The 23135-nt window shown below is 71.4% G+C and carries 16 protein-coding genes; 7 read left to right on the plus strand and 9 right to left on the minus strand.

Annotated elements, in window-relative coordinates; genetic code table 11:
• Positions 1–270 precede the first annotated feature (270 nt).
• Together OCT49_RS00865 and OCT49_RS00870 are read right to left on the minus strand one after the other, a co-directional pair.
• A complete protein-coding gene (locus OCT49_RS00865) occupies positions 271–2010 on the minus strand; it encodes an alpha/beta hydrolase (protein ID WP_283849955.1) in 1740 nt (579 codons plus the stop codon).
• Between the two features lie 313 nt (positions 2011–2323).
• Entirely contained in the window at positions 2324–4588 is a 2265-nt protein-coding gene (locus tag OCT49_RS00870; RefSeq protein WP_283849956.1) for an MMPL family transporter, read from the minus strand.
• 253 nt (positions 4589–4841) lie between these two features.
• Here OCT49_RS00870 and OCT49_RS00875 point away from each other — a divergent pair, with 253 nt between their 5' ends.
• Together OCT49_RS00875 and OCT49_RS00880 are read left to right on the plus strand one after the other, a co-directional pair.
• On the plus strand, positions 4842–6068 hold the full coding sequence (locus tag OCT49_RS00875) for a sensor histidine kinase (protein ID WP_283849957.1): 1227 nt from the start codon (positions 4842–4844) through the stop codon (positions 6066–6068).
• Positions 6065–6787 (plus strand): response regulator transcription factor, encoded by a 723-nt coding sequence (locus OCT49_RS00880; protein ID WP_283849958.1) that lies wholly within the window; start codon positions 6065–6067, stop codon positions 6785–6787. Before OCT49_RS00875 ends, OCT49_RS00880 begins: the two co-directional genes overlap by 4 nt.
• Before the next feature lie 234 nt (positions 6788–7021).
• On the opposite strand, the gene OCT49_RS00885 is transcribed toward OCT49_RS00880, so the two are convergent.
• Positions 7022–7222 (minus strand): response regulator transcription factor, encoded by a 201-nt coding sequence (locus OCT49_RS00885; RefSeq protein WP_502963321.1) that lies wholly within the window; start codon positions 7220–7222, stop codon positions 7022–7024.
• Between the two features lie 974 nt (positions 7223–8196).
• Here OCT49_RS00885 and OCT49_RS00890 point away from each other — a divergent pair.
• Entirely contained in the window at positions 8197–10317 is a 2121-nt protein-coding gene (locus OCT49_RS00890; RefSeq protein WP_283849959.1) for a SpoIIE family protein phosphatase, read from the plus strand.
• Positions 10318–10467: 150 nt separating this feature from the next.
• On the opposite strand, the gene OCT49_RS00895 is transcribed toward OCT49_RS00890, so the two are convergent.
• Positions 10468–11538 carry an alkyl sulfatase dimerization domain-containing protein gene (locus OCT49_RS00895; RefSeq protein WP_349632821.1) on the minus strand — a complete coding sequence of 357 codons (1071 nt, stop codon included), beginning with the start codon at positions 11536–11538 and terminating at the stop codon, positions 10468–10470.
• Between the two features lie 11 nt (positions 11539–11549).
• Between OCT49_RS00895 and OCT49_RS00900 the strand changes: the two genes are divergently transcribed.
• The 3 genes from OCT49_RS00900 (at position 11550) to OCT49_RS00910 (ending at position 14159) form a co-directional block, all read left to right on the plus strand.
• Positions 11550–12449 (plus strand): alkyl sulfatase dimerization domain-containing protein, encoded by a 900-nt coding sequence (locus tag OCT49_RS00900; RefSeq protein ID WP_283849960.1) that lies wholly within the window; start codon positions 11550–11552, stop codon positions 12447–12449.
• A gap of 208 nt (positions 12450–12657) precedes the next feature.
• Positions 12658–12807, plus strand: coding sequence for a hypothetical protein (locus OCT49_RS00905; RefSeq protein ID WP_283849961.1), 150 nt, complete (start codon positions 12658–12660; stop codon positions 12805–12807).
• A 20-nt stretch (positions 12808–12827) separates the two neighbouring features.
• Positions 12828–14159, plus strand: coding sequence for an MFS transporter (locus OCT49_RS00910; RefSeq protein ID WP_283849962.1), 1332 nt, complete (start codon positions 12828–12830; stop codon positions 14157–14159).
• Here the strand turns inward: OCT49_RS00910 and OCT49_RS00915 are convergent.
• The 4 genes from OCT49_RS00915 to OCT49_RS00930 form a co-directional block, all read right to left on the minus strand.
• Entirely contained in the window at positions 14104–15675 is a 1572-nt protein-coding gene (locus OCT49_RS00915) for a sensor histidine kinase (protein WP_283849963.1), read from the minus strand. The genes OCT49_RS00910 and OCT49_RS00915 overlap by 56 nt on opposite strands.
• Complete coding sequence (locus tag OCT49_RS00920; protein WP_283855631.1) at positions 15672–16412, minus strand: response regulator transcription factor; 741 nt, start codon at positions 16410–16412, stop codon at positions 15672–15674. The genes OCT49_RS00915 and OCT49_RS00920 overlap by 4 nt, the downstream gene beginning before the upstream one ends.
• A gap of 69 nt (positions 16413–16481) precedes the next feature.
• Positions 16482–17990: a streptophobe family protein gene (locus OCT49_RS00925; protein ID WP_283849964.1), complete on the minus strand. Its 1509-nt coding sequence runs from the start codon at positions 17988–17990 to the stop codon at positions 16482–16484.
• Positions 17991–18123: 133 nt separating this feature from the next.
• Positions 18124–20376: an MMPL family transporter gene (locus OCT49_RS00930; RefSeq protein WP_283849965.1), complete on the minus strand. Its 2253-nt coding sequence runs from the start codon at positions 20374–20376 to the stop codon at positions 18124–18126.
• Positions 20377–20649: 273 nt separating this feature from the next.
• On the opposite strand from OCT49_RS00930, the gene OCT49_RS00935 reads away from it, so the two are divergent.
• A complete protein-coding gene (locus OCT49_RS00935; RefSeq protein WP_283849966.1) occupies positions 20650–21321 on the plus strand; it encodes an AAA family ATPase in 672 nt (223 codons plus the stop codon).
• 481 nt (positions 21322–21802) lie between these two features.
• Here the strand turns inward: OCT49_RS00935 and OCT49_RS00940 are convergent, their stop codons facing one another.
• Positions 21803–22987 (minus strand): cytochrome P450, encoded by a 1185-nt coding sequence (locus tag OCT49_RS00940; protein WP_283849967.1) that lies wholly within the window; start codon positions 22985–22987, stop codon positions 21803–21805.
• Positions 22988–23135: the final 148 nt, after the last annotated feature.

The following is a 23135-nucleotide window of genomic DNA, read 5'->3' on the forward strand; positions in this document are numbered from 1 at the left end:
CGGGCTCCTGACGTTCCCGCAGTGCGATCTTCGGAATTCGAGGTTCGAAAGGCGACCTCGAGGGCTGTCAGGGCTGGATCACTCGTGGCGTCCGACTCCCCAGGCAGCTCAGCGCCTGCATGGCCTCTCGCTCCCTACGGGAAAAGATCGCCGAGGACCGAGCCGGCCTGGACGAGGCACTGCACATCGGCGGATGTCGGTGGACCGGGCGCCGACCCAGGGGCGGCATCCCGCCGAGGGGATGCCGCCCCTGGGCAGCACTGGTTCCGTTCAGGCGGCGCGGCGGGTCCTGCGGCGGCGTACTGCGACGGCGGTGCCGCCACCGGCGACGACCAGCACGGCGGCTGCACCAGTGATCGCCGCAGTGTTGATGCTGAGCGGCGCCCCCATCGGAGCGGACAACGCCTTCGTCGTCATCGAATCCGACGAAGATGCCTCACCGGCGCGCCCGAGGCAGGTCTGATTCTTCGTCGGTAGTTTGCCGGTAGCCAGGTACCTGTTGACCTCGTCGTCCACGCAGGCGTTGCCGTAGCGGCCGAAGAGGGCGTGCCGGTCGGCACCCTTGAGGGTGAGCAGCTTGGAGCCGGGCAGTTGCTCGTGCAGGGTCACGCTGCTCTTGTAGGTGGTGCGCGGGTCGCCGGTAGCGGCCACGATCAGTACCGGGGCGTCGCGGCGGACCTGGGTGGGTTTCTCGCGGGGACGGTCCCAGAAGGCGCAGGGGCCGATGTTGTTGGTCATCGGGCCGAACACCGGGTGCGTGGCGCGGCTCCGTTCGATGTCGCGCCAATAGACCTCGGGGTCGCGCGGGGCGGCCACATCCCCGCAAAGAACCGCGGCCTGGACTCCCGACGGTTCGGCCGCGCCGTGCAGTAGGTACCGGAGGGTCGCGGCGAACTCCGGTGAGAGCGGCGTCGGCGCCGTGCCCCGTGCGGCTCCGCTCAGCACGGCCAGCTGCTCGGCGAGGAACTCCCGGGTCGGGTCGGTGTCGTCCCCGAGGCTGGAGTAGAGGAGGACCGGCACCTGGGAGTCGTCGATCCGGAAGGCGTCCGAGCCGGTGCCGACGGTCAGCGGACCGCGGGCGGACGCGTCGAGGACGCGGTCGACGGTGGTGAGCACTTGGGCGCGGGTGCGGCCGAGGCCGTACGCGGCGTCGCGGTCCGCCGCCCATGCGGCCCAGGCGGCCAGCGCCTTCTCGCTTGCGCGCTCGGTGCCCTTCGTCAGGCGGGGGCCGTAGTCGGCGGGGGCGACCGCGCCGTCGAGCACGACGCGGTCGTAGCGGCCGGGGAACATCTGGGTGTAGACGGTGCCCAGGTAGGTGCCGTACGAGTAGCCGAGGTAGGAGATCTTCTTCTCGCCGAGCGCGCCGCGGATGAGGTCCATGTCGCGGGCCGTGTTGCGGGTACTGATGTACGGCAGCACGGAGGCGCCAGGGGTGCGGCACTTGTCGGCCAGGTCCTTCTGGAGGGCGACCTGCCGCTCGAAGCTCGCCCGGCTGGTGCCGGCCGAGAACCAGGACGTGCCGACGGGCCAGCCGCAGTCCAGTGGGGTGCTGCGGCCGACGAAGCGCGGGTCGAAGCCGACGATGTCGTAGCGCGCGCCGACATCCTTCATCGCCTTGCGGACGTCCGGGGGCGACTGGACCGAAGGTCCGCCCGGCCCACCGTTGTTGAGCAGGATCGATCCGATGCGGTGGTGGATGTCAGTGGCCTTGAGCCGGGATATTGCGACGGTGATCGTGCGCCCTGCGGGGTGGGCGTAGTCGAGCGGCACGGTGACGTCCGCGCACTGCACACCGGCCTTGTCCAGAACGCGGCCCGTCGTGTCGACGGGGCCCGTGCCGCAGCTGCCCCAGCCGAGGTGCTGCCGGTAGTACTGGTCGAGCCCGGCTCCGGTGCCGTTCTTGGCGGGGGCCTCTGAAGCTGTGGCCGGGGCGGGGTAAGTGATGAGACAGGCGGCGAGGATGAGGCTCGCGACGGAGACGCGCCGCGCGGTGGGGCTGAGGAGGGTCACAGGTCTCCCTGGGTTGGTGAGTACGGTCGGTGGCGCGGAACGCGGTGTCCGGGGCGGCGCGGAAGTCGACTTCGGCCCGGTACCGGGCACCACGTTGCTGTGGAGCTGGAAGTCCGGTGAAGATCTTGTTCCGACTGCCTGACTCAACCGCTTCGCCCCTGGACGTCGATCGGGGCAAATTTGCCTGGACCGGGCGCGATTTCAAGATTTCCAGTGGTCTTCCAGGGTGGTTCCGACAGCTCTTGAAACATCTGGTGGCCGTCACGGGTGCGCACGCTCAACCATGCGGGGCCACGCCGGACGGATGAGGTGCTCACAGGTCCCCTGAGCCGTTCGGTCGGTCCGCCATCATGACCCGTTCGGGTTCCGGGGCAGGTGCATGCGCACGGTGCTGCGGGTGGCTGCCCTGGGTGGGCCGTGGACGGACCGGCCACCAGATGCTCCGTCCGAGGAGTGCGATGAGGGCGGGGACCAGCACCAGCGAGAGGACGAGCGCGGAGAGCAGGATTCCGAGCGTCATTGCGAAGGCGATCTGCTCGTTGCCCGGAGTCGTGGCGAGGGTGGCGAAGGAGCCGGCAAGGACCAGGCCTGCGGTCGCGATGGCCGGTGTCGTGTGCTGCACCGCGCGGGCCACGGCGGCGCGGGCCGGGCCCGGCCGCTGCATCTCCTCCCGGATCCGGTCGCTGATCAGGATGTTGTAGTCGGTGCCCAGTGCCACGACGAACAGGAACAGCACCAGCGGGAGGGAGAAGTTGACGCCCGACCTGCCGAGGACGTGCTGAAACAGCAGGGTGGCGGCGCCGAGAGTGGCGGCGAAACCGAGTCCGACCGAGAGCATCAGGATCACCGGGGCGAACAGGCTGCGCAGGAGCAGCAGGAGAATGAGCGCGATGAGCGCGGCCGCGACCGGGAGCACGATCTTCAGGTCGTGGTCGACGGCGGTGGAGACATCGGCGGAGATCGCCGCCGCTCCGCCCACGTGGGCGGTCGTTCCGGCGGGTGTGTGCTGGGCGACCGCTGCCCGCACGGGTCCGGAGGCCAGGTCGCGGGCCTGTCGGCTCTGCGGGTCCGCGGTGGGGTAGAGGTCGATCCGGGCGGCGCGGTGGTCCTTGTTCAGGACGGTCCCCGCGACCTGGCCCACGCCTTTGACCTGGGTGAGGGCATGGGAGAGGCCGTTCAGCCGGTCGATGGTGAGGGTGCCGCCGTCGGTGGCGGTGACGAAGACGCTCGTCGGGTCCGAGACTCCGGCCGGCAGTGCACGGGAGATCTCGGTGGCGGTAGCCGCCGCAGGGGTCTTGGCAGCGGCGTTGCCCTGTCCGTAGTCCATGCGGATCCCCATCAGCCCGGCGGCCGGCGCGGCAAGCAGGGCGACGGAGGCGAGCACCATCGTCAGCGGTCGTCGTGCGACCAGAGCCCCGAAGCGGGCGGCGCGCCCCTCGCCCGGCTCGTGGCCGAGGGCCTTGGAGGGCCAGAACATGTTGCGCCCGGCGGCCGCGAGGAGCGCCGGCAGCAGGGTGAGGCTGCCGAGCAGCATCACCAGGACCGCGACGGCGATGGCGGGCCCCAGCGAGCGGAACTGGCCGAAGGTCGCCACGCCCAGCGTGGCGAACGCGGCCACGATGGTCAGCGCCGCCGAGGTGATCGCGGTGCCCACCCGTCCCGAGACCTGCCCGGCCGCTTCGCGGGCGGACCGCTCCGGCCGGGCGCGCAGTTGTTCGCGGAAGCGGAACAGCAGGAACAGCAAGTAGTCGATGCCGATGCCGAGCAGGACCACGCTGATCAGGTCAGGGGTGCCCGCGTCGAGCTTGCGCCCGGTGAGTATCGCGGCACCCGCGACGGCTCCCCCCGCCACGCCGATGATCATGGCGATCGCGACCAGCGGCAACAGGGCCGCCAGCACGCTGCGGAACACCAGCACGTTGATCAGCAGGATGAGCCCCATCAGGAGGGCGCCCCCCACCTTCGCGGCGGTCTCGTGGGAATCGGTGGTGTCGACGGTGCCGGCAAGACTTCCGGTGAAGCCGGTGCGCATCCCCGCCTCGGAGAACTGCGTCCGGGCGGCGTCCCGGAAGGCCCGGTATACGCTCTGGACCCCCTTGTCCGTACGGTTCCCGATCAGCTCGACCGAGAGCAGTTCGAAACTCCGGTCGGGTGCCACCATCGCCGGGGCGATCCGGGGGGTCTGGGAGTGGTCCGGGACCAGGAAGGTCGGCCTGTCGTCCTCCCTGGGCATGATCACCCGGCGCTGCGCCAACTTCGCCGCCTCGGCCTCGATCCGTTTCCGGTCGGCGGCGCCGAGAGCCTTGCCGTCGGACCGGGCGACCAGCATCGTCACGGTGGTGGCATCGGGGTTCACCCCGAACTGCTTCTCGGCGATCTCCAGGGCGGCGGCCGAGTCGTAGCTCCTGGGCAGGAAATCCCCGGTCTGGTTCTGGGTGACGCGGTCGATCAGTGTGGGGGCCAGGGCGCTCAGCACGACACCCAGCACCGTCCAGAGGGCGATGACTTTCCACGGGTGTCTGGTGGAGTATCCGGTCAGGGCGCGGATCACGGTGTCCTCCGGCGGACGGGCTTGCATGCGGACGTCTGCCGGGGGCTCCCGGCCGGTCTCCAGACCATCACCCCGAGGGGCCGGGAAGCGTCCTGGCAACGGATGATCCGGGGCGGGGCCCTGGGTCCTGCCCCGGCCAGGGACCAGGGCCCAGGTCCTGGTCCCGATCCGGGTCATGGTCCTGGTCGCGGGCCGCGAGCTGCCGTCGGCGGTGCTGCCCCCGCGGCTGCTGTGAAACCCTCTACCGAGGGCCGGGAGGCCGGACACGAGGAGAACAGACATGCGCAGGCGCCGACACATCGGGCCCGGCGATGCCCGGGAGTCGCTGCACATCGACGGCGCCGGGCCGCCGTGGTCCCGCAACGACGCGCTCGTGACCGGCGGGGCTTGCGCGATGAACCTGCTCAGCTACGTGTTCTTCGACGACCCCGCCGGCCGATACGCCGTGAGCGTGGCCGGGTTCCTCCTCGTCGCGCTGGCAGCACTGCCGTTGCTCGTCCGGCGCAGCCACCCGGTGGTGGCGCTCGCTGCCGTATTGGCACTCGACACGACGGCCACCCTGACCGCGCCGCTGCCCAGACACTTCGGTGCCGTCCTGCTGGTCGCCCTGTACTCGGTCGCCAGGGCCTGCACCGGCCGGGTAACAGCGGTCGCGGCCGTCGCGACGGTGTCGCTGACGTTGCTGAGCCAGAGTCACGGCCGGATTCCGCCCTGGCAGGATGCCGCTGTCACGCCCCTCTCCGCCCTGATCGTCGTCGGCACCGCCATGGCGGTCAACCGCTGGCAGCGGGAGGTGGCGGCGAACCGCCGACTTCTCGCCGACCGTGCGGTGGCCGACGAACGCCGCCGCATCGCACGGGAGCTGCACGACATCGTGGCCCACCACATCACCACCATGCAGCTGATGTCCGGCGGAGCCCGGGCCAACCTCGCCCGGCCGGAGGTGGCCCGGGATGCCCTGGTCACCCTGGAATCCTCCGGACGGCTCGCCCTGCGCGAGATGCGCCAGCTCCTCGATGTGCTGCGGGCCGGTGACGAACCGGACTCCGCGCCGTCGCAGCCCCAGCCGAACATCGACGACCTCGACCGTCTGGTGGTCGAATCCCGCCTTGCCGGACTGTCGACCGAGTTCCGCGTCCACGGGCCGCAGCGCCCGCTGCCCCCGACCGTCGGCCTCACGGTGTTCAGGATCACCCAGGAAGCTCTCACCAACGCCCGCAAGTACGCGGGGCCCGCCCGCGTGTCCGTACGGCTGACATATCGCCGGGATCGGGTCACCGTCGAAGTGCGGGACGACGGTGGGAGCACCCCGCCACAGGAGCGGGCGTCGTCGGTGGGCTCGGGTGGTTACGGCCTGATCGGCATGCGTGAGCGCGTCGCCCTGCACGGCGGCACCCTCGCCGTCGGCCCGCAGGCCGACGGCGGATTCGCAGTGGTGGCCGACCTGCCACTGCCCACGGACGAGGCGGCCGAAGCAGCCGTCCGGCACGAGAGGGCACCCCGATGACCGACATCCGGCCGAACACACCGAGGATCAGGGTGCTGATCGCGGACGACCAGTCGCTGGTCCGGCGCGGCCTGTCGCTGATCCTCTCCCCCGACCCGTCCTTCGAGATCGTGGGAGAGGCCGAGGACGGCGCGCAGGCTGTCGCCCTCGCCCGCCGGCTGCGCCCCGACGTCGTCGTGATGGACATTCGGATGCCCGTCCTCGACGGTGTCGGCGCGACCGAGGAACTCTCCGCCACCGTGCCCGGCTGCCGGGTCCTGGCCCTCAGCACCTTCGACATGGACGAGTACGTCGTGGGCGCCCTGCGCGCCGGAGCCTGCGGGTTCCTGCCCAAGGACAGCTCGCCGGAGGACCTGAGCGCGGCGATCCGCACCGTCCACGCAGGCGAGGCCGTCGTCGCGCCGCGTCTGCTCACCCGGCTGATCTCCACCTACGTACGGGCCCCTCACGGCGGGTCGCAGCCGCTCCCCACCGACCTGGGCGAACTCACACCCCGGGAGGTCGAGGTGTGGCGTCTGATGGCCATCGGTCTCGACAACGCCGAGATCGCCCACGCCCTGGCCATCAGCATCTCCACGGTCAAGAACTACATCACCAGCATCTTCGGCAAGCTCGACGTCCGTGACCGCACCCAGGCGGTCATCGCGGCCTACGAATCGGGGCTGGTCACCGCCCGCGCGGCGGCCGGCAACCCGCGCGGCGACGGAAACTCCGCATAGCCGGGACGACCGGTGCGCCCACTGCGTGCACAGGGTGGTGCCGAGGAGGACCAGGGCATCGGCGGGGCCTCCCGAAACTCCTGCACGGCAGGCTTCTCCCACCGTGCGGGCGGGTAACTCCCCGAGTTCCCACAGCCGGGCCTGCCCCGGGGTGGGGAGACATCCCGAGCGGGGACTGCCCCGGATGCTGGTTCAGTGGCACGGACAGGCCGGGTCAGGTCACCTGATGTCGCGTCAGTCCGTGACCCCTGGCATGGTCGTGCCGGTCTCGTATGCGATCACCATCGGGTGGGTCCGGTTCTGCGTGCCGAGCTTGGTCAGCACGTTCCCGAAGTGCGTCTTCACCGTCTCCGGGATCGCCCTGCACGACACCGCGATCTCCGGGTTGGACAGGCCGGTGGCCATCAAGCGGCAGCACCGCCTCCCCCGGCCCATCAGCGCCGCCTGCGGCAGCGCCTCGGCGGAGCCCAGCGGGCGGGGGCCAGATATGGCCGGAGCGTCTCACCACGGGGTCCTTCTTCGCGACGGTGACGCTGTACGTCGACGTTGCGGAGGCCCCCTGGTAGTCGTGAATGCCAGTCGGCCGCGTCATCCGCCTCTGCTGCACAGCTGTGCGGATGCTCTCCGTACTCGACAACGAGCGTTCCTCGTTCCCGCCTACGGAGCCACTCTCACCAGAGAGGTGGTGCTGATCGCGGACGGCATCGTGGTGCTGTCCCAGTACATCAGCAGAGCCGCGCAAGTGCGGTTCTCAGGCCAAGGGCCCGCCATGGTCCGGCCGGTGCGCCGGGCTCCACGTCGCTCCCCACGACTTCCCGTCACCGGAGTCGCTCCACCCGGCTTCTCGTCACCGGAAGGCAGCCGGCCGGACACGGAAAGTAGCGGAGATGTCGGAGGAGCCACGGTCGGCTGTTGTATGAGATCCCAAGCGGTGGGGTGGCATGCCCTCGCACTCGTCGACGGGCGCCTCGGCGAGTTCCCCCTTCTCGCTCCCCTCGTAAGGAGGGAGCGGGCCGAGGTCCCGGCTTCCCCGTGTCTCGCTGCTTCCCCAAGGCCGCGCGAACCTCATGCCGGGCCCCTGCCTCGACCGCTACGGGTCGTCACCACTGTTCTCATGCACCGCTCCGACCGAGAGCACGCGGCGACCGCGCCTGCCGACGAGCCCGTTCGTACAGGGGCGGGCCGGGCGGGTTCGTGTGGCGCCGTACGTCGGCAGCGACCACGACAGGCATGGCGCGTATTGTCGATATATGCGTAATGCCCGGTATGGCTGGTGAGGCGCACCATCGTCGGCATCGGCAGGTGGTCAGCCAGGAGCGGCACCGACCTCGGCATCAGAGCTGAAACGGCCCGAAACCCCTGCGGTCGGGTGAGGGCCCGGTCCGGTGTCGCCGAGGAATGGTGGGAACGTGCGAGAGGCGACCTTCACCCCCGCATCAGGTTCGGGCCTGGAGTTGCTGGACCCCGCTCTGCACCGGGTCGTACAGAAGACCGGTGCGTCCGTGGGCGCGGTGTACCTGCTCCCGCCGGGCGACACAGTACTGCGCATGGCCGTGCTGACGGGAATCCCGCCGCAGATCGTCGCACCCTGGGCAGAGGTGAAGCCGGGGGCCCCGGTCCCGGTGGCCGAAGCCGTACGCGAGCGACGCGTGGTGTGGATCAGCAGCCGCGAAGAGATGGCACGCCTCTACCCGAGGCCCGCGCTCGTGCTGCCGTACCACTTTGCGACAGCCGCAGCCCCGATCACCACGGGCGATACCGACCGGGGCGGACTGGTGCTGATCTGGCCGGGTTCACATCCGCCGCAGCTGTCCGAGCACGAGCGTGCGGCGATCGATGTCTTCTGCCGCCACACCGGGCTTCTCCTGTGGCAGGCCGCCGACAGGGGCCGCCCGGTGCTCCCCGGACCGGAGCCGCGAGTACTGCCGACCCCCCGCCCCTACACTCCCTGTCCGGGCGAGGCAATGGCCGCAGCCGACTTTGCCGAGCGCCTGCCGGAGGGCTGCTTGGCGCTGGACCCGGAAGGCCGGATCTCCTTCATCACCGCTGCCGCTGCAGAACTGGTCGGAGCGGACATCCCCGACCTGCTGGGCGCGCTCCCCTGGGAAGCGCTGCCCTGGCTGGACGACCCGCTTTTCGAAGACCGTTACCGGTCCGCGGTGATCAGCCGCCAAGCCACGTCCTTCACCGCCCGGCGCCCGCCGGACCACTGGTTGTCCTTCCAGCTCCATCCGGATGCCTCCGGCATCAGTATCCGTATCACTCCTGCCCCCACGGGCCGTGCCGAGAACGCTCCGAAGGCGCAGTACGCCGCGTCGTCGACTCCGGCGAACCGAGCGAGGTACTTCTTCTACCTGCTGCACCTGGCCGCGACACTCACCGAAGCCGTCGGCGTGCAGGACGTGGTCGACCAGGTCCCCCGCCAGATCATGCCCGCTTTCGGTGTCCAGGCCCTCGCCCTGATGACCGCGGAGGAGGGCCGGCTGCGGATCATCGGTCATCGCGGCTACCACACCGAACTCACGGACCGCTTCGACGCCGCTCCCCTGACCTCGCACACCCCCGCCGCGCGCGTGCTGGCCACCGGCATCCCTGCCTTCTACTCCACCTTCGAGGATCTCCAGAGCGCTTATCCCTCCGCCACCCTGCAGGACGACATGGCCGCCTGGGCCTTCCTGCCCCTCACCGTCTCGGGCCGCACCGTCGGCTCGATGGTGCTCGCCTACGACCGGCCCCACCCCTTCGCCACAGAAGAACGTGCCATCCTCACCTCGCTCGCCGGCCTGGTCGCCCAGTCCCTGGAACGCGCCCGCCTCTACGACGCCCAGTACCAGCTCGCCCACAGCCTGCAGGCCGCCCTGCTGCCTCGCGCCCTGCCCTCGGTCCCCGGGCTGGAGCCGGCCGCCCGCTATCTCCCGACCACCCACGGCGTGAACATCGGCGGCGACTTCTACGACCTCATCCGCCTCGACGGAACGAACGCCGCCGCCACCATCGGTGACGTGCAGGGTCACAACGTCAACGCCGCCGCCCTCATGGGACAGGTCCGAACCGCAGTCCACGCCACCGCCGGCGCCTCCCCCGGCGAAGTCCTCGCCCGTACCAACCGCCTGCTCACCGACCTGGATCCGGGCCTGTTCACCAGTTGCGTCTACATCCACCTCGACCTGGAACACCACCGGGCCCGCCTGGCCACCGCCGGCCACCCTCCGCCGCTCCTGCGCCATCCCGACGGGCACACCGAAGTCCTCGACCTGTCACCCGGCACCGTGCTCGGCATCGATCCGGGCGCCGACTACACGACCAGCGAAATCGCCTTGCCGCCCGGTACCGTGCTCGCTCTCTACACCGACGGCCTCGTCGAAACTCCCGGGGTGGACATCGAGGACGCCATCGCCGACCTCGCCGAGCATCTCGCGCAGGCCCCGGGCAAGACGGCGGAGGCCCTCGCCGACAATCTCGTCCGGCACGCCACCCAGTACGCACCCCGCAACGACGACATCGCCCTGCTCGTCATCCAGGTGCAATAGGCCGGCGGGCTCCGGAGTGATTCCCGGGAGTTTCCTGAGAGCCGATTTCCGCACCCGTATTGCTTGCGGAAAGCAGCCATGCCGAAATCTACGAGGAAGGAAAGCGGCTCAGCGCGCCGGCGGCCGCGGACCGGTAGAGGTTCGTCGCCATCAGGCTGGTCTGCCGGGCGCCGCGCTCGGTGTAGAGGGCGGCCACTCCCTCGGCGATGGCGGGGTCGTCGGGGGCCGCTTCCAGGGCGTAGTCCGCGAGATGGCAGGCCAGGGGCATGTTGTGGGGGCGAGTTCGACGGCGCGGGCGAGGAGCGTGCCGGGGCCGCCGCCCAGGGCCGCGAGCTCGGCCGCGACCTGCTCGCGCGGGGCCGGTTTGAGTTCGCTCGGCCGCCCGCTCCACCAGCCGCCGTAGTAGCGGATGACATTGCGGACGATGAACTCGGCCTCCTCGTAGACGGGTTGCAGCCAGGGCGCCTCGGACTGCGGCAGCTTCACCCGGCGTACGACGTCGACGTGCGGGGGCGAGCCGTCTTCGAGCACGGCCAGGGTCCGGTCCACGACCTCCTCCAGGAAGGCGGCCGTGTCCTGGAGGATGCGCCGGACCAGCCCGGGATCGTTCACGACGGGCCCGCCGTGTCCGGGGCACAGCGATGCCGCGCCGGTCTCCGCCATGGCCCGCAGACCTCTGGCCCAGTCCCACGGGTAGCGCTGCGCCTTCTGCGGGTTGCCCGCGTTGGGGACGCCCCAGATGATCAGGTCGCCGGTGCAGAGCACGCCGCGCTCGGGGCAGTGGACCCACGTGTGGTCGTCGGTCTCTCCCCGGCAGGCGTGCAGTTCGAATACCGTTCCGCCGACGTCGAGTTCGAGGGAGCGCTGGTAGTAGCGCGTCGGTTCGTGCGTGGGGTAGCCGAACCGCAACTCCTCGCCCTGGAAGGTGGGATCGTCGTCGCGGCCGCCGAACTGGCGGCTGTTGATCGTCGCGTTGTGCCGCGGGCTGCGCGCGTAGCGGTCGAACCTCTCGGCCATGCGCTCCTGTGCGACGACGTGCGGTGCGTTCTGGCCCTCGACGAGGAAGGCATCGAGGCCGAAGGCGTGGTCGATGTGGCCGTGCGTGTAGATCGCGGTGTGCACCGGGAGGTCGGTCCTGGACCGGATACGGCCTGCCAGGTCGCCGGCGAGAGGGGCGCCCCCGTCCCGAGGTCGTCGCGCACGAGGCGGTCCCGGCCCGATTCGACCGGTACGTGAGCACGGCGGGCTACAACACCTGGATCAACCGCAGGCAGTTCGGCGTACCGTCGCTGGACTGGCCGTCCACCTACCGCTATCCCGACACCACCTACCGCAAGCGGATGACCGTCGAGCGCGGCGATCTGACCTTCGAGCTGGTGCACGCCAGGGGCGAGACCGATGACAGCACGTATGTGCGGGTTCCCGAGCTCAAGACGTTGTGCACCGGGGATCTCTTCATCTGGAACACCCCGAACGCGGGCAATCCGCAGAAGGTCCAGCGGTATCCGGAGGAGTGGGCCCGTGCGCTGCGCGCCATGCAGGAGCTCGGCGCCGAACTGCTGCTGCCCGGCCACGGGGTGCCGATCGTCGGCAGGGACCGGGTGCACCAGGCGCTCGACGACACGGCCCGGCTTCTGGAGTCGCTCTGCGAGCAGACCAGGGAGCTGATGAACGCCGGGCACCGGCTCGACGCGGTGCTGCACGGCGTTCAGGTGCCTCAGGAGCTGCTGGAGCAGCCTTATCTGCGCCCCGCCTACGACGAGCCGGAGTTCGTCGTACGCAATCTGTGGCGGTTGTGGGGCGGCTGGTACGACCAGAACCCGGAACACCTCAAGCCGGCCCCGGAGGCCGCGGTCGCCACCGAGTTCGCGAACGCCGCGGGGGGCGCGTCCGTGCTGGCGCAGCGGGCGTTGAAGCTGCTGGAGGAGGGTGAGCCGCGCCTCGCCTCGCATCTGGCGGAGACCGCCGCGCTGGCGGCCCCGGCCGAGGTGGAAGTGGCACGGGTGCGCGCGCACGTGTCTACGGGCAGCGGACGGCGTCCGAGACGTCGACCATGGCCTGTGGGGTGTTCCGCTGGGCGGCGGCGGAGTCGGCCGCGGTGGCGGAGGGAACCGATCTGGAGACCGAGCTGACCCGCTCCCCCCGACGGCCGGAAGCGGGCTGCCGGGATGATCAGCGTCGGCGTCACGGACGAGGACGGGTGCGGCTGCGGAGCGCCCGGGGAGGACGGGTGACCTCGCCGCCCGGGGCCGTCGGCCGGCCCCGGGCGGGCGGTCCGGGCGCGGTGGCGGAGCGGGCGCGCAGGGGGCCTGGGGCACCACGTGGCTGCTGCTCGCCTTCATGCTGGTGAACTTCGCCGACAAAACCGTCATGGGGCTGGCCGCCGGCCCGATCCGGGACGATCTGGGGCTGACCCGGGGCGAGTTCGGCACCGCGCAGTCCTCGTTCTTCGCCCTGTTCAGCCTGGCCGCCCTGGGGGGTCGTTCCTGACCCGCCGGGTCCGTACCACCGTGCTGTTGCTCGGCATGGCGCTGCTGTGGTCGGCGGCGCAGTTGCCGATGCTGCTCGGTGCCGCCGGCTTCGGGACGCCGGTGGCGACCCGGATACCGCTCGGGGCGGCGGAGGGGCCGGCCGCCCCGGTGGCGGTCCATCATCTGCACGGCTGGTTCGGGCAGCGGGAGCGGACCCTTCCGACCGCCGTCCTGATGGTCGGCGCAGCGGGCGGGGTGGCGCTGTCCGCCCCGCTGCTGACCCCGGCGATCGATGCGTGGGGCTGGCGCTGGGCCTTCGGCGCCGTCGGTCTCGTCGGTCTGGTGTGGGCGGTGTGCTGGTACGCATGGGGCGAGGAGGGGCTGCTCGCACCGGCGCCGGGGGCGGCCCCGGCACCCGGCGCCGAGACCGCCGGCCGGACCGTCCCCCATCGCGGGCTGCTGCTCTCCGGCACCTGGCTGACGGCTGCCTTCGGCGCGTTCGCCGCCTACTGGCTGCTTTCGGCGGGGCTCACCTGGGCGCCCGACTATCTGCACGAGGCGGCGGGGCTGACCACGAAGCAGGCGGGGGCGGTGGTGACGGCCACCGCCGTCGGGAACGCCGTGGTGCTGCTGCCCCACGGCCTGCTGGCCCGGCGGTCCTCCCCCAGCGGGGCCGCGCCCCGGCTTCCGGCGGGGCTCGGCGGGGGTCTCCTGATGTGTGTGGCCGCCCTGTCGATCGCGGTGTTCGCCGAGGTGGACTCCGTGGACATGAAGATCGCGCTGATGGTCGGTCCGATGGCGCTGACGAATGTGATCCTCACCGTCTCGCAGACGGCCGTGGCCAGGATCACGCAGGCCGGGCAGCGCGGGGTGGTGCTGGGTGCGCCGGCCTTCGTCTACGCACTCGCCGGAATCCTCTCCCCGCTGGTCACGGGCCGGTTGGTGGATGCGGGTGCCTCCGTGCCCGCCGGCTACCGCTCGGCGTATCTGCTGATGGCCGGGCTGGTCGCGGCAGCCGGTGTGTTCGCCGTGTGCTTCCTGCGCCCGGAGCGGGACGCGGCACGGCTGGGCGTGACGGAGGCGGAGACCCCGCCGGCGGTGCACCGAGGCGGGACGACAGCCCTGATGGTGCTTCGCCGGGTGCTGTGGCTGCTTCTGGGGCGGAGCGGGGACGGTTGCCGGTGGTGCGGGTGCACGCCCTGCTCGCTCGGGTCGGCGCCGAAGGCGACTTCGATTGGGTCGTCGCGATCGAAGGCGCCAGTACGCCGACCGGGGCCCGTCGCATGGGCCCCGGTCGGCGAGCTGTCTTCTCGGCTCAGGTCATCTCGTCGGCGATCCCGTGCTGTGACGGGTCGGGCAGGGGCAGCGTGATGCGAAAGGTGCAGCCTTGGCCGGGTGCGGTGTCGAGGATGATGCGGCCGCCGTGGGCGGTGACGAGGGCGTGGGCGATGGAGAGGCCGAGGCCGGAGCCGCCGGTGGTGCGGGTGCGGGAGTCGTCGGTGCGGTAGAAACGGCCGAAGACTCGTTCGCGCTCGGCGGGGGTGAGGCCGGGGCCCTGGTCGGAGACTTCGAGGACGGCGTGGGGGCCGACGGTGCCGAGGCCGATGCGGATGGGGGTGCCGGAGGGGGTGTGGGTGACGGCGTTGCCGATGAGGTTGGTGACGACCTGGCGGAGCCGGGCCTCGTCGGCGACCGCGGGGGCGGTGGCGGGCTTGCCGCCGCCGGGGCCGGTGAGGGTGACCGGGCGGGTGGTGTCCAGGGCGCGTACGTCGTGGAGGGCGTCGGCGGCGAGGGTGCGCAGGTCCATGGGGGCGAGGTCGAGCGCGAAGGCCGGTTCCCGGCCGGGGCGGGCGGCCGGGAGGTGGATGTCCTCGTCCAGGCGGGCGAGGAGGAGCATCTCCTCGACGAGCCGGGTGAGGCGTTCGGACTCCGCGGCGATCCGGGTCATGGTCTGGTCGATGTCCTCGCGGGTGGGCAGGGCTCCCATGCGGTAGAGGTCGGTGTACCCCTTGATGCCCACGAGGGGCGTGCGCAGTTCGTGGCTGGCGTCGGCGAAGAAGCGCCGGGTTTTCGCCTCGGCCTCCGCACGGTCCTGGAAGGCGGTGTCGATCTGGGTGAGCATCTGGTTGAGGCAGGCGGTCAGGCGGCCGACCTCGGTGTGGGGGGCGGTCAGTTCGGGAACCCGGTGGGAGTAGTCACCGGCGGTGATGGCCGTCGCGGTCTCCTCGATACGGGTCAGGGGGCGCAGTCCGGAACGTACGGCGAACCAGCCGGCGGCGGTCAGCAGGGCAAGCAGGGCGGCCCCCACCGTCAGGGAGAGGTTCCGGGTCTTGGTGATGGTGCGGTCGACCTCGTCGAGGGAGGTGGCCACGACGACGCTGCCCCCGGCTTCGGTGCGCTCGGTTTCGGTGCGCTCGGGCAGGAAGACCTGGGCTGGCTGGGTCAGGGCGATGACCCGCCAGCTGTGGTCGTCGTCCTTCGCGGGGACGGTGAAAGGACGGCCACCCCGGGCGAGGACGGCCGCATGGTCGAGGGCGGGAAGTTCGGGCCCGCCGCCGGGGAGAGCGGTGCTCGGGTCGAAGGCCCTGCGCGTGGCGCCGTCGTCGTCCAGATAGGTCACGGTGGTGTCCCCGAGGACGCCGAGGGCCTCCACGCCCGGTGGGGTGTCGGCATCGGTCGGCGGCGCGAGGCGGGCGGCGATCTCACCGGTCAGGACGAGCCGGTCGTCGACCCGGTCCTGGAGGTAGCCGCGCAGGGCCGTGGTGACGATCAGGCCCGTGCCGAGGAGACCGAGCGCGACCAGGGCGATGGACAGGCACAGCAGCCGGGTGCGGAGGGACAGCCTGCTCGGCCACCGCCCGGCCGGCCACCGTCCTGGGCGCTTCATGGCCGGGGCTCGCGCATCACGTAGCCGACACCCCGGATGGTGTGGATGAGCTTGGGCTCGCCCTGGTCGACCTTGCGGCGCAGATAGCTGATGTAGGTGTCGACGATGCTGGGGTCGCCGCCGAAGTCGTACTCCCACACGCTCTGCAGGATCTGGTTCTTCGTCATGGTGCGTTCCGCGTTGGCGACGAGGAAGTGCAGGAGGCGGAACTCGGTCGGGGACAGCCGCACGGTCCGCCCCGCCCGGGTGACGTGGTGGCTGTCGGGTTCGAGCGCCAGGTCGCCGACGGTGAGCCGGGCCGGCTGCTCGCCCCGGGTGCGGCGCAGTACCGCCTGGATGCGGGCGATCAGTTCTTCGAGGTCGAAGGGTTTGGTGACGTAGTCGTCGCCGCCGAGGCGCAGGCCGTGCAGCCGGTCCTGGCGGTCGTCGCGTGCGGTGACGAAGAGGACCGGCACGTCACCGCCGAGGCCGGGACGGGGCGAGCGGGGCTGCGCCCGCAGCCGGCGGATCACCTCGAAGCCCTCCATGTCCGGGAGCATGACGTCGAGCAGGACCAGGTCGGGCGTGCACCGCGCGGCCAGGTCGAGGGCCTCCTGGCCGGTGGCCGCCGCGTCGACGTCGAAGCCCGCGTAGCGCAGCGCGGTGCGCAGCAGCTCCCGGACGGTGGGCTCGTCGTCGACGACGAGCAGCCGGTCGGGGCGACCCGAGGGGTGCGAGGGAGGCATGGGTGCCGCCATGGTGTCGATCGCCGCCTTCACGGACACAGGACTGAGCTGGCAAGGTCTTCCCAGGAGATCACACACCGCTCACGAGACCGATTCGGAGGGGACCCGGGCCGTGGGCCGGGCACCCACGGGTCGTCGGACCGCGGGGCCGGCCGGCTGCGCCCCGCGGCCACGGCGCCGCGCCCGTCGGTTCTGCAGGCGGCTGCCGCCGTACGCGGCGAGGGCGGCCAGGACGAAACCGATGAGCGGGGAAATCCCGAGCCCGCCGTCGAGACCGGCGGCCATGCCGCCCATCTCATTGCCCATGAGGGTGATGCCGATCCGCACGGATCCTCGCGCCGCCAGAGGGAGCACGAGGGCGGCGACGGCGACCGCGATGCCCATGCGCAGGGCGATCTCCACATGGCGGTCGAGCAGGGCCTCGGAGTTCTCCCGGGGGGTGCGCGCCGGGGTGCGGGCGGCGGCCACGTACCCGGCGATCGTCAGGAGGAGCAGCATGAACGCCATGGCGATCAGCCACAGCGGTACGCCGGCGCCCGACCATCCGCTGAGGTCGACGGACTTGTCCGTGTCCGCCGTGTCGCCCTGGGCCCCGCCGCCGAGCATGCCGAGCATGCCGCCGCCGTCGGGCTGCAGGCGCTGCATGCCCGCCTCCCAGAAGTTGCCGAGGCCGGTGGTGAGCAGTACGGCGATCAGGATGGGGCCGGCGAGCAGCAGCAGGCCCGCCGCCTTCGCCGCCTGGTCCCGGCCGGTCAGGGCGGCGGCCCCGGCCAGAACCGCGACGGCGAGGAGCGAGCAGCACAGCACGGCGGCGGTCCCGGTCAGGGTGGACGTGACCGCGTTCCACTTCAGTCGCATCCGGCTCAGGGCGAGGGGGCGGGGCAGTGTCGTACGGCGGGCCGCGAGGCAGCCGAGGGCGAGGACGGCGGCCACCCACAGCAGGCCGAGGAAGGCGGTCGCCACGGCATCGGTCTCGAACATCACCGAGGACAGTCCCTTGGTGAGGCCTCCTCCCCCGCCACCGCCGCCGGTGAACCGGCTGAGCGCTCCGGACGACGCACCCTTGCCGAACCGGTCGGTCACGCCCTTGGGCAGTCGAGCCGTGCCCCGGGCCAGCACGGCAATGACCGGAAAGGCCACCGCCGTGGTCAGCAGTGCCCCGCCGCACCGGGCCCACAGCAGCCCGGGGGTGGGCCGCTGCCGTCGGCGCAGGGGCCGGAAGAAGCCTGTCGCCAGGACGGCCATGCCCAGGAAGGTCAGGGTCAGCGGGGTCAACGCGGCCTCACCGGTCAGCCCGAGGCTCATGCCGCCGCCTCCGCCGAGCAGCCCGCCGAGTCCGCCGTCGGCGGCGGGCTCGGCGGGCTCGGCCGAGGGAGCCGACTCCATGGTGACGCCGCCGCCGACGGCCATGCTCACCATCAGCGGCACCAGGCGGGAGACCGGTGCGAACGCGCCGGCACCGAGCAGGGTCAGCGCCGCCCACGCGGCGGCGGACATGGCCACGAGGGCAGTCGCGACGGACAGGGCTCCTTCGAGGGCGTGGCGCCAGGGCGAGCCGGGAGGAGCGGAGGGCGGCGGGGCGGTGGACATGGGCAAGCTCCCGTGCAGGGGTGGAGGGGGCGGGGGAAGGACGGGGCGGCGGCAGGGGGCCGCCGCCCCGGGGACGCGGGGTCGGGACGCGTGGGTCCCGGTGCGGGCGTGCGGGCCCTGACGGAGGGCGGGGTCAGTGGCCGGTGCCGGGCCCGACCCCGCTTCCCGCGGTTTCGGCGACGGGGTCCGGTCCTGCGCCGTCGGGCGCTTCGGGGTTCGCCGTCGCGGGGCCGTCCGGCTCCCGTGCGAGCCGCTCGCCCTCGACGTCCAGGTCGGGCACGAGCCGGTCCAGCCATCGGGGCAGGTGCCAGGCGCTTCGGCCGAGCAGGGCCAGGACCGCCGGTACAAGCGCCATGCGGACGACGAACGCGTCGAAGAGGACGGCGACCGCGAGACCGAAACCGATGGTCTTGAGCATCTGCTCGTCGGAACCCATGAAGGAGGCGAACACCGAAATCATGATCACGGCAGCGGCGGTCACCACGCGCGCACTGTGCTCGAATCCGCTGATCACGGAGTCCGACGGCGACTGCCCGTGCACGTGCGCCTCGCGCATCCTGGTCACCAGGAACACCTCGTAGTCCATGGCGAGACCGAAGACGACGCCCACCATGAAGATCGGCATCATCGACATCACGGGTCCTGGTTCCGTGACGCCGAAGACGGAGGCCAGCCAGCCCCACTGGAAGACCGCGACCACCGCGCCGAGGCCGGCCAGGACCGAGAGCAGGAAGCCCAGGGCCGCCTTGAGCGGAACGAGGAGCGACCGGAAGACGGCGATGAGCAGTAGGAACGCCAGGCCGACCACGAGTCCCAGGTACGGGATCAGGGCGTCTGACAGTTTCTGCGACACGTCGACGTTCATCGCCGTCGTGCCGGTGACCAGCACGCGGGCATCGCTCCTGCTCGCGAGCTCAGGGTCGCGCAGCGTGTGGACGAGGTCGGCCGTCTCCGAGCCGGCCGGTGACGTGGACGGGACGAGGGTCAGTACGGCGGTGTCGCCGGACTCGCTCAGTCGCGGCTGCCCCACCGCGGCAACGTCCTTCCTGCCGCCGATCTGCTTGGCGACGCTCTGGGCGGGCGCCTGGGCGTTGCTGCCGTCGTCGGCCTGGACGACCACCGTCAGCGGGCCGTTGAAGCCCGGGCCGAAGCCTTCGGCGACCAGGTCGTAGGCTCGGCGCTGGGTCGTCGAGACGGGCTTGCTGTCGTCGCCCGGCAGGCCCATCTTCAGGGAGGCGGCCGGAATCGCGATCACGCCGAGCAGGACGGCACCGCCGAGGAGGGTGGCGACGGGCCGCTCGATGACGAACCGGGCCCAGCGCACGCCCATGCCCGGTCGCGGCAGGCCGTCCTTGTCCTTCCCTCGGCGCCCGGGGCGGGGAGGACCGATCCGGCGACCGCAGATCCCGAGCAGCGCGGGGATCAGAATGACGGCGATCAGCACCGCGACGACGACCGCGCCGGCCGCGGCGAGGCCCATCTGCGTCAGTACCGGGATGCCCACCACGCTCAGTCCCGCGAGGGCGATGACCACGGTCAGACCGGCGAACACCACCGCCGATCCCGCGGTGCCCACCGCGTGCCCGGCCGCCTCCTCGCGGCTGCGGCCATGGGCGAGTTCGGCACGGTAACGGGAGACCACGAAGAGGGCGTAGTCGATGCCGACGGCCAGTCCGATCATGGTCGCGAGGCCCGAGGTCGTCGAGCCGAGGCCGAGCGGCTCGGCCAGCGCCCGGATTGCCAGGGCGCTGATGCCCACTCCGAGGATGGCGGTGAGCAGCGGAAGGCCGGCCGCCAGGAGCGAGCCGAAGGTGATGACGAGCACCAGGGCGGCCACGGCCAGGCCCAGCGCCTCGGCGGAACGGCCTCCGGAGGGCATCTCGTTGACGGCGTTGCCGCCGGCCTCGACGGTCAGTTCCTGCGAGCGGGCCTGCTCGAGGGTGTCCTGGAGAGCGGTGCGCGAGCTCTCCTCGAGTTCCGGCGAAGGCACCTTGTAGGAGACCTGCGTGTAGGCGGTGGAGCCGTCCTTGCTCACCGACCGGGTCGCGTACGGGTCGGTGACCCGCGCGACCTGCGGATTGTTCCCGAGCTCCCGGACCGTCTCCTGGACAGCCGCTTTCGTCTCGGGGTCGGTGACCTTGCCGTCCTCCGCCCGGAAGACCACCCGGGCCGTCGCGCTGTCGGCGTTCAGCTCCGGGAAACTCTCCTCCAGCAGGTCGTACGCCTGCTGCGCCTCCGTACCGGGCATCGAGAAGTCGTTGGGCGGGGCGGCGGGGGCCCTCCCGGCCAGCACCCCCGCCCCCACGAGCAGGACCACCCACAGCAACGCGACCAGCCAGCGCCTCCGGAAGGAGAACCGGCCCAGCCGGGAAAGGAATGAGGCCACAGCAAAGGCTCCACGTCGATCGAGGCTTATCGGAAGACCGACGGGCGTTCGCCTCGTTTCCCTTTCCGGGGAAGGGGAAGAGGCGGCCGAGGACCGGGTCCGTCACGTCGGTGCGGCACCGACGCTGTCAGCCCACCCTGATCGCTCCCGGAGAGGTCCTGGGAGCTTTCTGTGAAGCGTGACGGCCACCCCGGGGACAAAAGCTATGGAAAGCGGGTATTTCTCCTGGTTGTCCCGCCGTGATTCACAGGGAGTCCACCGAGTCGCCCCGGGGTGAGCCCCGAGCTGTGGGAACGCCTTGACGAACGGGGCGAAGTGATCGCTTCCGGTCGCCGCCTCGGCCGAGGGCAAATACGATTGCCGACCGCCAGGCACGTTGACATGCTGACGGGTGTGATCACTGCTGAGACGCCGGACTGCCTGATCGTGACAGGGATGCCGGGGGCCGGGAAGTCGACGGTGACCAGGCACGTGGCCGAGCGCCTGCCACGCTCCGCCCGGCTCGACGGCGACTTCATCAGCAGGCTGGTCGTCGGTGGTCGCGTCGGAGCCCTCGGCGAGCCTGCCGACGAGGCGGCGCGCCAGGTGAAGCTGTGCAACCGCAATCTCTGCACGCTGGCGAACAACCTCTCCGACGCCGGCTTCACACCCGTGATCGACTGGGTGATCCCCGACCGCGCGCAGCTGGACTTCTTCATCTCTCTCCTCCCGGCCCGGCAGGTCCTGTTCGTCGTCCTCGCACCGGGCATCGAGGCGTGCCGGTACCGCAACACCCTCCGTGATCCACGGGAGCGGTTCCACTTCGACGGTTACGAAGATCTCGAGGCCGATATGAAGCGCGAGCTCGGCGATGCCGGGTGGTGGTTCGACACCGCGGCGCTCACTTCCGAGGAGACCGCCGATCGGATCCTCCGGGAAGCTCACCGTCGCGCCCTGGTGAACTGATCTGGCTCGGCGTTCCATCACGACAAGCTGGGACGGCCGGGTACCACGCGAGCTGGGCGGCATGCGCGGGGATCTGTGGGCCCCCGGACTCGCCGACGGAGTGGGGAGAAATCCGGCCTCGACTCCCTGGTCCGCACCCGCCACCAGACCGTTGGGCGAGCGCGGTGGCTTCGTTCACTGACAACGGTTCCGGCTCAACTTCTCACGGGAGCCGTTTGTCGGCGGCTTCGGACGTCACTTCACGGGGTCTTGCCGTGGCCAGTGTCGATGGGTTCGGGAGCCGCTCGGTGGGCTGGAACTCCCTCACCCCCACGGGTCCGTCCGTTGGCCTGGGTTCGACCTGCGTTGGCGCCACGATGCGGTGCCGGCCCTGGCCGTCCCCGCGGGGTGCCGCAGGCCCAGGAGTGGGGCGCGGGCTGCGCGGCAGAGCCGGGCACCCGCGCGCTTCCGGACCGGCGTGGGGAACCTCGGCGGTTGCCTGTCACCAGGCCGCGGGCAGGTGTAGAGGGCTGCGGGTGACGGTCCCGTGCCGCCACCTGATGTCGTCGGCGGTGATGGTGAGGCGCAGGGCGGGCAGGCGGTCGGCGAGGCGGTGGAGGGCGAGCTGGAGTTCGGCCCGGGCGAGCCAGGTTCCCAGGCAGTAGTGCCGGCCCGCGCCGAAGGCGAGGGAGGGTTTCGGCAAAGGCGCGAACAGATCGTCGTGGGGGTTGCCCGGGAAGGCCGCCGGGTCGCGGTTGGCGGCGACATGGTCGGTCGTGACGAGGTCGCCGGTGCGGATCATCACGCCGCTGAGCAGGATGTCCGCGGTGGCGGCGAGGACGTGGCCGGGGCGCTCCTCGCGGTCGCCGAGTGGAATCAGGTGGAGCAGGCGTTCGGTGAGGGCCTCGGCCGCCTGTTCGTCGGCACCCAGCCGGGCCCAGGCTCCGGGCTGTTCGGTCAGCAGGTAGAGAAGGGAGTTGCTGAGCATGGTCATGGTGGTGTCGTGACCGCCGACGATCATGGTGGAGATCAGGTTGACCAGCATGGCCTCGGGGATGCCGCCCTCGCGGCCGGTGGCCCGGACCACGGAACTGACCAGGTCGTCACCCGGTTTGCTGCGTCTGGCGGTGATCAGCGCGGTGGCGAAGTCGGCCAGTTCGCGCCGGGCGCACTCGCCCTCTTCCGGTGCTGCGGTGGCCCCGGCGAAGGCATGTTCGGCCCAGCGGAGCAGCCGCTCGGTGGGAACGTCGTCGACGGCCAGCAGTCGGTGAATGACCATGCAGGGCAGGGGCAGGGCGTAGTCGGTGACGAGATCGGCGGGCGGCCCCTGCTCGACGAAACCGTCGAGCAGCTGGTCCACGACCCCGGCCACCCAGGGCCGCATGTGCTCGACCGCTCGCGGAGTGAAGGCCCGGCCGACGGCCCGTCGCAGGCGCAGGTGCGCGTCGCCGTCCTGCCGTCCCATGGAATCGCGGCTGTCCAGCAGGCTCGGGCCGTCGACGACCGGCGGTGCGTCAGGTGCGTGGACCGGTGAGCGCCCGAAGCGGGGATCGGTCAGGACCTGGTGCACGTCGTCGTACCGGGTGACGAGCCAGACCGGTGTGCCGTTCGGCAGTTCGATGAGCCGAGGCGGCCCCGGCACCGGGGCTTCCACCCGGTGCAGGGGGACGGTACGGGCGAGGGGCACGGTGTTCCTCCTGGTTCCTGCTGCGCCGACGAACGACGTCCCGGACGGCCGGGCACGCCTCATACTCAACCAACGACAAACCCCTCGTTCGAGCCACCAGTGATTTATTGGACTTTTTGGCTCTGGAATCCATCCGCCGGGGTTCCAT

It is taken from the genome of Streptomyces sp. ML-6, from assembly GCF_030116705.1.
Taxonomy (GTDB): Bacteria; Actinomycetota; Actinomycetes; order Streptomycetales; family Streptomycetaceae; genus Streptomyces.

Coding starts and splice junctions, on each gene's coding strand:
- OCT49_RS00870 (WP_283849956.1), bottom strand. CDS start 4,588: ATGCAAGCCCGTCCGCCGGAGGACACCGTGATCCGCGCCCTGACCGGA.
- OCT49_RS00875 (WP_283849957.1), top strand. CDS start 4,842: ATGCGCAGGCGCCGACACATCGGGCCCGGCGATGCCCGGGAGTCGCTG.
- OCT49_RS00880 (WP_283849958.1), top strand. CDS start 6,065: ATGACCGACATCCGGCCGAACACACCGAGGATCAGGGTGCTGATCGCG.
- OCT49_RS00885 (WP_502963321.1), bottom strand. CDS start 7,222: ATGGGCCGGGGGAGGCGGTGCTGCCGCTTGATGGCCACCGGCCTGTCC.
- OCT49_RS00905 (WP_283849961.1), top strand. CDS start 12,658: ATGCTGGTGAACTTCGCCGACAAAACCGTCATGGGGCTGGCCGCCGGC.
- OCT49_RS00915 (WP_283849963.1), bottom strand. CDS start 15,675: ATGAAGCGCCCAGGACGGTGGCCGGCCGGGCGGTGGCCGAGCAGGCTG.
- OCT49_RS00920 (WP_283855631.1), bottom strand. CDS start 16,412: ATGGCGGCACCCATGCCTCCCTCGCACCCCTCGGGTCGCCCCGACCGG.
- OCT49_RS00925 (WP_283849964.1), bottom strand. CDS start 17,990: ATGTCCACCGCCCCGCCGCCCTCCGCTCCTCCCGGCTCGCCCTGGCGC.